At 57.9% G+C, this 5,731-nt stretch carries 8 protein-coding genes; 6 read left to right on the top strand and 2 right to left on the bottom strand.

The window, feature by feature from the left end; translation table 11 throughout:
- The first annotated feature begins 113 nt into the window (after positions 1-113).
- The gene (locus VN887_13590; protein HXT41038.1) at positions 114-434 is read left to right on the top strand and encodes a hypothetical protein; all 321 of its coding nucleotides are present in this window, start codon (positions 114-116) and stop codon (positions 432-434) included.
- A gap of 9 nt (positions 435-443) precedes the next feature.
- Here VN887_13590 and VN887_13585 read toward each other — a convergent pair whose 3' ends face one another.
- Positions 444-653 (bottom strand): hypothetical protein, encoded by a 210-nt coding sequence (locus VN887_13585; protein ID HXT41037.1) that lies wholly within the window; start codon positions 651-653, stop codon positions 444-446.
- A 155-nt stretch (positions 654-808) separates the two neighbouring features.
- On the opposite strand from VN887_13585, the gene VN887_13580 reads away from it, so the two are divergent.
- The 5 genes from VN887_13580 (at position 809) to VN887_13560 (ending at position 5,363) form a co-directional block, all read left to right on the top strand.
- The gene (locus VN887_13580; GenBank protein HXT41036.1) at positions 809-1,336 is read left to right on the top strand and encodes a hypothetical protein; all 528 of its coding nucleotides are present in this window, start codon (positions 809-811) and stop codon (positions 1,334-1,336) included.
- Between the two features lie 349 nt (positions 1,337-1,685).
- Positions 1,686-2,711 carry a Gfo/Idh/MocA family oxidoreductase gene (locus VN887_13575; protein ID HXT41035.1) on the top strand — a complete coding sequence of 342 codons (1,026 nt, stop codon included), beginning with the start codon at positions 1,686-1,688 and terminating at the stop codon, positions 2,709-2,711.
- 138 nt (positions 2,712-2,849) lie between these two features.
- The gene (locus VN887_13570; protein HXT41034.1) at positions 2,850-3,638 is read left to right on the top strand and encodes a PIG-L family deacetylase; all 789 of its coding nucleotides are present in this window, start codon (positions 2,850-2,852) and stop codon (positions 3,636-3,638) included.
- 9 nt (positions 3,639-3,647) lie between these two features.
- A complete protein-coding gene (locus tag VN887_13565; protein HXT41033.1) occupies positions 3,648-4,343 on the top strand; it encodes a hypothetical protein in 696 nt (231 codons plus the stop codon).
- An 87-nt stretch (positions 4,344-4,430) separates the two neighbouring features.
- Complete coding sequence (locus VN887_13560; GenBank protein HXT41032.1) at positions 4,431-5,363, top strand: glucosamine-6-phosphate isomerase; 933 nt, start codon at positions 4,431-4,433, stop codon at positions 5,361-5,363.
- Positions 5,364-5,403: 40 nt separating this feature from the next.
- Here the strand turns inward: VN887_13560 and VN887_13555 are convergent.
- Positions 5,404-5,731 (bottom strand): pyridoxal 5'-phosphate synthase (locus VN887_13555; protein ID HXT41031.1); only part of this gene is annotated, 328 nt, incomplete at its 5' end.

The raw sequence follows: 5,731 nt of genomic DNA, 5'->3' as shown, positions 1-5,731 counted from the left end.
ATACAGGTGGATCGGTCCCGCATCCACGGGGCAACCCACGCTAGAAGTCAAACAGACGCCCGCCAATTCTTTCACAAGCTATAAGGTCTGGGCCACGTCGAGCTCGCTTTGATATGAGCAGCACACAGAAGGCAGTGGTTGGGAGCACGGGTATTCTCCTGCTTTCCTTCGTGACGTTTGGCATCGTCACATGGGTTCGCGTGCTTCGGGTGATTCCATATTCTTCGGGTTGCGCCACCACCTTGATTCAGATTTCCCAGCACAGTGCGATGGTCCGCCCCTTTTTCGTTGGTGCATTCGTCGTCGGCGTTGTGGCGTTTCAGTTTTCACGCCGAGGTTTGCCGAAGGGTTTGCGCTTTGCGTATCTCATCACGCTCGGTCTAGGAGCGGCATTGTCGATTGCTCCGTGGATGGTTTATTTGGTTTACTCATGACTATGTCGGCTAACTGTTGTAACTCGAGAGGTTGTCCGCAGTTTTGGGGAGTCTGGAGCCGGGAGGGAGGTAATTCAAGGCGGAGTGGGTCCGGTGGAAATTGTAGTTGTGGTGGAAGAGCGGGAGGCAGGCGGCGTGGTAGTTCGCGCACGAGGGAAACAGCGATGGTTTCTTTATGGACGTCCCAACCGAGGTGAAGAATATTTCGGCAGATTTCATGGGTGTATGTTTCCTTTCTTGTTTAATGAACAGTTCTTCGGAACTTCTATACAGGTGGATCGGTCCCGCATCCACGGGGCAACCCACGCTAGAAGTCAAACAGACGCCCGCCAATTCTTTCACAAGCTATAAGGTCTAGACCACTCGCACGCGCTATGAAAAGACACCACATAGATGCAGCACTGATCAGCCTGTGCGGTTTGTTTGCGGTCGCTGGCATTCTCGGTTCAGCAGGTGGCATCGAGCAGATCGGTGTGGTGCTCCTTGCCATCGTCCTTTCGGCAGCGACCATCATCGTCGGTTCACTCTTGATTGGTTACAGGCGTCACACACAGCGAGCCACGTCGCCCGCACTCACCGCCCCCGTTATGTGCCTTGCGGTCATCATTTCGGTTGCGGTGACCCACTGGCCGCTGCGAGTCACTTATGCTCTGTCGCGTGACGCTTTTGACGCTGTTGCCCAGCGTGTTCGCACCGGAGAGCATCTCCCTACGCCACTACGTGCTGGTCTTTTCACCATTCGAAGCGCGGAGCTTTCGCACGACGGTATTGTTTGTCTCTGGACCCATCCGAATCCGGGCGGCAGCGCAGGATTTGTTCAGTGTCGCCGTGACAATGTGCCGTTCAATCTCTGGTCTATCGTGCGGCTCGATGACCGCTGGCAGTTCATTTCGGAAGATTGAGAGATGAGAAAGACGTGGTCTAACAAATCGCGAGGCTGTGTGAAAACTTCCGGGATGTTTTGAATCGGGCGACCGGGCGGTGGAATATTTGTCGGGGAGGCTTCGAAAGGTTTTGGATTCGGCGAGAGCGACATCCCGGTGTGGGGAGACGCTCCGGTCGCTGTCGTAGGCAGAAGAGGAAAAAAAGCCGCGCCGCGGCCCTTCAACTGACCGCGGCCATCGCTTCCAGCTCTTTGTTTCTCGTCGCGAACTGGCATGGCTTGGGCGCAACAAGCTCGTGACCGTCGTTTGATTCTTTCCCTTTGACAATGGACTGGCGACAGGCTGCCATTGCGCGCAATAAATTCCCATGAAGAAATACAACGTCGGCATCATCGGTTACGGCTGGGTCGCCACGGCCCACATCGCCGCCATCAGCGCGACCCAACAGGCGCAGGTCACGGCCATCTATTCGTCGCGCGCGCTCGACTCATCCGACCTGAGCGCGAAGTGGGGCGGTCAAGTCACGGCTTACGATGACCTGGACGCCATGCTCGCGGACGAAAGCATTCATGCCGTGTCGGTTTGCAGTTATCCGCAGCAGCACGCGGCGCATGTCATCGCAGCGGCCAGGGCCGGTAAACATATCATCGTCGAAAAACCGCTCGCGTTGTCGTGGAAGGATTGCCAGGCAATGGCGGCGGCGGTGAAGAAGGCCGGAGTCAAGACGTGCGTTTGTTTCGAGTGCCGTTATTCCAGCCAGTTTCTCGCGACGAAGGCGGTCATAGATCGCGGCCTGCTCGGAAAGCTGCATTACGGCGAGGTGGATTATTATCACGGCATCGGCCCGTGGTACGGGCAGTTTCGCTGGAACACGCGCAAGGACGCCGGCGGCAGCGCGCTGCTCACGGCCGGTTGCCACGCGCTCGACGCCCTGTTGCTCTGCATGGGCAGTGATGTGGTGGAGGTGAGCAGTTACGACACAAAATCGGGGAGCAGGATTTTCGCGCCCTACGAATACACCACGACCAGCGTGACGATACTGAGGTTCAAGAACGGCGCGGTGGGCAAATGCGCGGCGGTGGTGGATTGTCTGCAACCTTATTATTTCCACACGCACCTGGTCGGCAGCGAAGGCAGCCTGCTCGACAACAAATTTCATTCGATGAAGCTTGGCGGGCTGAACAAGAACAAGTGGAGCGAGCTTTCGATGAGGATGCTCGATTCGGGCGATGTCTCCGATCACCCCTATCAGACGCAGTTTCAGGCCTTCTTCGACGCGCTGGGGGCGGGCAGGGAAATGCCGCTCACGAGTCTGGCCGACGCGCTCGTCAGCCATAAAATCATCTTCGCGGCGGACAAGTCAGCGGCCACAGGAAAACCGGCGAGGCTGTAGCCGCGGATGAAATACAAACTGAAAATTACTTGCGGGGCACGGCTGTGTGCGCAGCACCGACCGCGGCGCGTTCGGGCGCGGAAAAGTTGAATTTCAAACACCTTGTCCTCTAATCCGTGTTAATCTGTGGCCGAGAAAATGAAATCCGCCATCGCCATTGGTGCGCACCCCGATGACATCGAGTTTTACATGGCGGGAACGCTGTTGCTGCTCAAACGCGCCGGCTGGGAGATTCATTACCTGAACATTGCGAGCGGCAACTGCGGCAGCGTGAAATGGAATTCAGCAAAGACGCGCGGCGTCCGGCGGCGCGAAGCTCGAGAAGCGGCGAAGCTGCTCGGCGCGCAGTGGCACCCGCCGTTGTGCGATGATTTGGAGATTGTTTACGAGGTCGCCCTGTTGCGCCGTCTCGCCGCGATTGTTCGGGCAGTGAAACCGGCGGTTGTCCTGACGCATTCGCCGCAGGATTACATGGAAGATCACACGAACACGTGCCGGCTGGCGGTGACGGCCGCATTCGCGCGCGGGATGCCGAACTTCAAAACGGTGCCGGCCCGAAAACATTTTGAAGGCGAGGTCGTCGTTTACCACGCGATGCCGCACGGACTGCGCGATGGAATGCGGCGGCGAGTCGTCCCGCAGATGTTTGTGAACACGAGTGCTGTTCATACGATGAAACGCGCCGCGCTTGCGTGTCATCGAAGCCAAAAGGAATGGCTCGACGTGAGTCAGGGCATGGACTCGTACTTGAAGGCGATGGATGAAATGTCGCTGGCGGTCGGCAGGATGTCGAAGCGCTTCAAACACGCGGAGGGTTGGCGGCGACATTCGCATCTGGGGTTCAGTACCAGAGAGGCGAACCCGCTGGTTCAACAGCTGGGGAAAATTCGTTTATTGGATACGACGTACACGCATAGCTTGCGCTGATTCCAAGGAATGAGCGGCAGAATCGAAACAAGAAAGTGGGCATCGGCAATTGGATTGTCGGCAACACCGATGTTGATTGCTACCGTGCCGTTGCTTTGGTTCAGTAGCCAATCGGGTGTGCGGTGGGCTTATTCACTCTTCGGGAAAGACCACCCGTTAAACTTCGGAGGCAACCCTTCCGAGGTTCTAAGCCATTTATTGAATTGGATACTGATGACCTTGGGCTGTAGCGGCGGATTGGGCGCGTCCTTGATCGCAACATCGCTGTTGAAGTCCGAGCCTGGCTGGCAATCGAGGTTTGCCGTCGTGCCAGCGGCCATTTTCGGGTTCAGCTTATCTGGCTTGCTCTTCTGGACGGGGTTTCTGGATTATCGTTTCGGGGAGGGAGCAGTCGTCATGTCGTTCGTTCTCTTTTTTGGACCTGCCACCGCGCTATCCGCGACGGCAGCGCTGCGCCTCTTGACAAGTCGTGCCAGTCTGCGCAAGAAGCTTGTTCAGGTAATCGCTCTGTTCGTTCTTGCAATTAGCTTTCAGTGGATTTACGAGCACTCCGGCTCGGGAGGTCCCAACGTGCTCGTGTTACCTCTGCTGTTCATTCAAGTGTGGGCCTGGTCGTATTTCAGCAAAAGATTGAATCGCAAGTATCCAGGAGATGCGGTCGAAGGTGCCCGTTGCACAATTGAATCCCGCAGTCCGAATCTGTGAGCGCAACCTGCCGCCGGAAAAACGGCTGGCCATGCCTTAGAACTATCTTATCATTCCGCGCCACTAACAATTCTACGAATGGCATTTATCGGCCGCAAACTCAGTTCCATCGCTCCGGATTGGTGGGATTACACGACGCTCGACGACGAGCTGGTCCAGGCGGCCGCGCGACTGACACCAGAAAGAATGCTCAGGCTGTCGCGGCCCGGCTTCAAAGTCGTCTTCTACGACACGTTGGAGGAATTCTATCTCGCCGAAGCGCTCGAATACATCGGCGCGTGGAAGCGGTCAACCGAAGACAATCCGGTCGGGATATGCGGGCCGATTGGGCCGACGGAACAATTGCCGCTCGTGGCGCGACTGGTGAACGAACTGGGTTTGAATATCCGGTCGGCGCATTTCTGGGGAATGGACGAGTGGTTTCACGACGGCAGGGAGGTGTCCGTCACGCATCCGCTCTCCTTTGAGCGCGCAGATCGTGAACTCTGCTTTGGCCGCATTCGCAAAGAACTGCGGATGCCGGACGCGAATCTGCATTTCCCCAAGGCTGACACGAGGGCCTACCGCCAAAGCTGGGAAGCGGACGTGCGCTGCGCGGTCATGCAGGGAGGGCAGGGGGACGTGAAGCATTGGGCGTTCAACGATCCGCTGCCGCGCCGGGGCAAATACAAAAACCAGCCGCCGTCGCCCGCCGAATATCGCAGGCTGGCGACGCGGGTTGTTGACCTTCATCCGCTGACCATCGCGCAAAACGCACGCACGTCGGGCGGCGGAAATATTTCACTTGTTCCGACCCGGGCCATCAGCGTCGGTCCGGTCGAGACCTGGAAGGCGGAGAAGGTTTCCATCTGGCACGCGGGCAAACATGACAATCCGTTCGGCCAACGGCTGACGACTTTTATGATTTCGCAGCGGATTGCGGATTCGTCAGTGCCGATGTCGCTGCTGGCAGACCATCCGAACGTGCAGTTTAATTTCTATCGCGGCGGCATCGGCGCGTGCGACGTGGAGATGCACTGAGTACGCCGAAAGGGTCGAAGCGCGGAATGTGAAACGCGGTTCAGGGCGCCAGGCGATCGATCCGCCATGGGCCGCCGCTCTGCTTCAAATAGCGGAAGCGATCATGGAGACGGTTTGGCCGGCCCTGCCAGAACTGGATTTCGTCCGGCGCGAGCACGTAACCTCCCCAATACGGCGGGAGTGGGACGTCGTCGCCCGGAAATTTCGCCGCGCACTCGCGGAATTGTCGCTCCAAAGTGGCGCGGTCCGGCACGGCGCCATGTTGATCCGAAGCCCAGGCAGCCAGTTGGGCGCCGCGCGGGCGGCTCTTGAAGTAGGCCCCGGATTCTTCGCGGGACAGCCGGGTCACGGCGCCGACGACACAGACC

Origin of the sequence: Candidatus Angelobacter sp., assembly GCA_035607015.1 — a bacterium.
Classification (GTDB): Bacteria; Verrucomicrobiota; Verrucomicrobiia; order Limisphaerales; family AV2; genus AV2.
This window is presented reverse-complemented; position numbering and strand designations above follow the sequence as displayed.

What these genes read in the sequence shown, in the direction of transcription:
- VN887_13590 (HXT41038.1), top strand. Translation starts at nt 114, where the DNA reads ATGAGCAGCACACAGAAGGCAGTGGTTGGGAGCACGGGTATTCTCCTG.
- VN887_13585 (HXT41037.1), bottom strand. Translation starts at nt 653, where the DNA reads ATGAAATCTGCCGAAATATTCTTCACCTCGGTTGGGACGTCCATAAAG.
- VN887_13580 (HXT41036.1), top strand. Translation starts at nt 809, where the DNA reads ATGAAAAGACACCACATAGATGCAGCACTGATCAGCCTGTGCGGTTTG.
- VN887_13575 (HXT41035.1), top strand. Translation starts at nt 1,686, where the DNA reads ATGAAGAAATACAACGTCGGCATCATCGGTTACGGCTGGGTCGCCACG.
- VN887_13570 (HXT41034.1), top strand. Translation starts at nt 2,850, where the DNA reads ATGAAATCCGCCATCGCCATTGGTGCGCACCCCGATGACATCGAGTTT.
- VN887_13565 (HXT41033.1), top strand. Translation starts at nt 3,648, where the DNA reads ATGAGCGGCAGAATCGAAACAAGAAAGTGGGCATCGGCAATTGGATTG.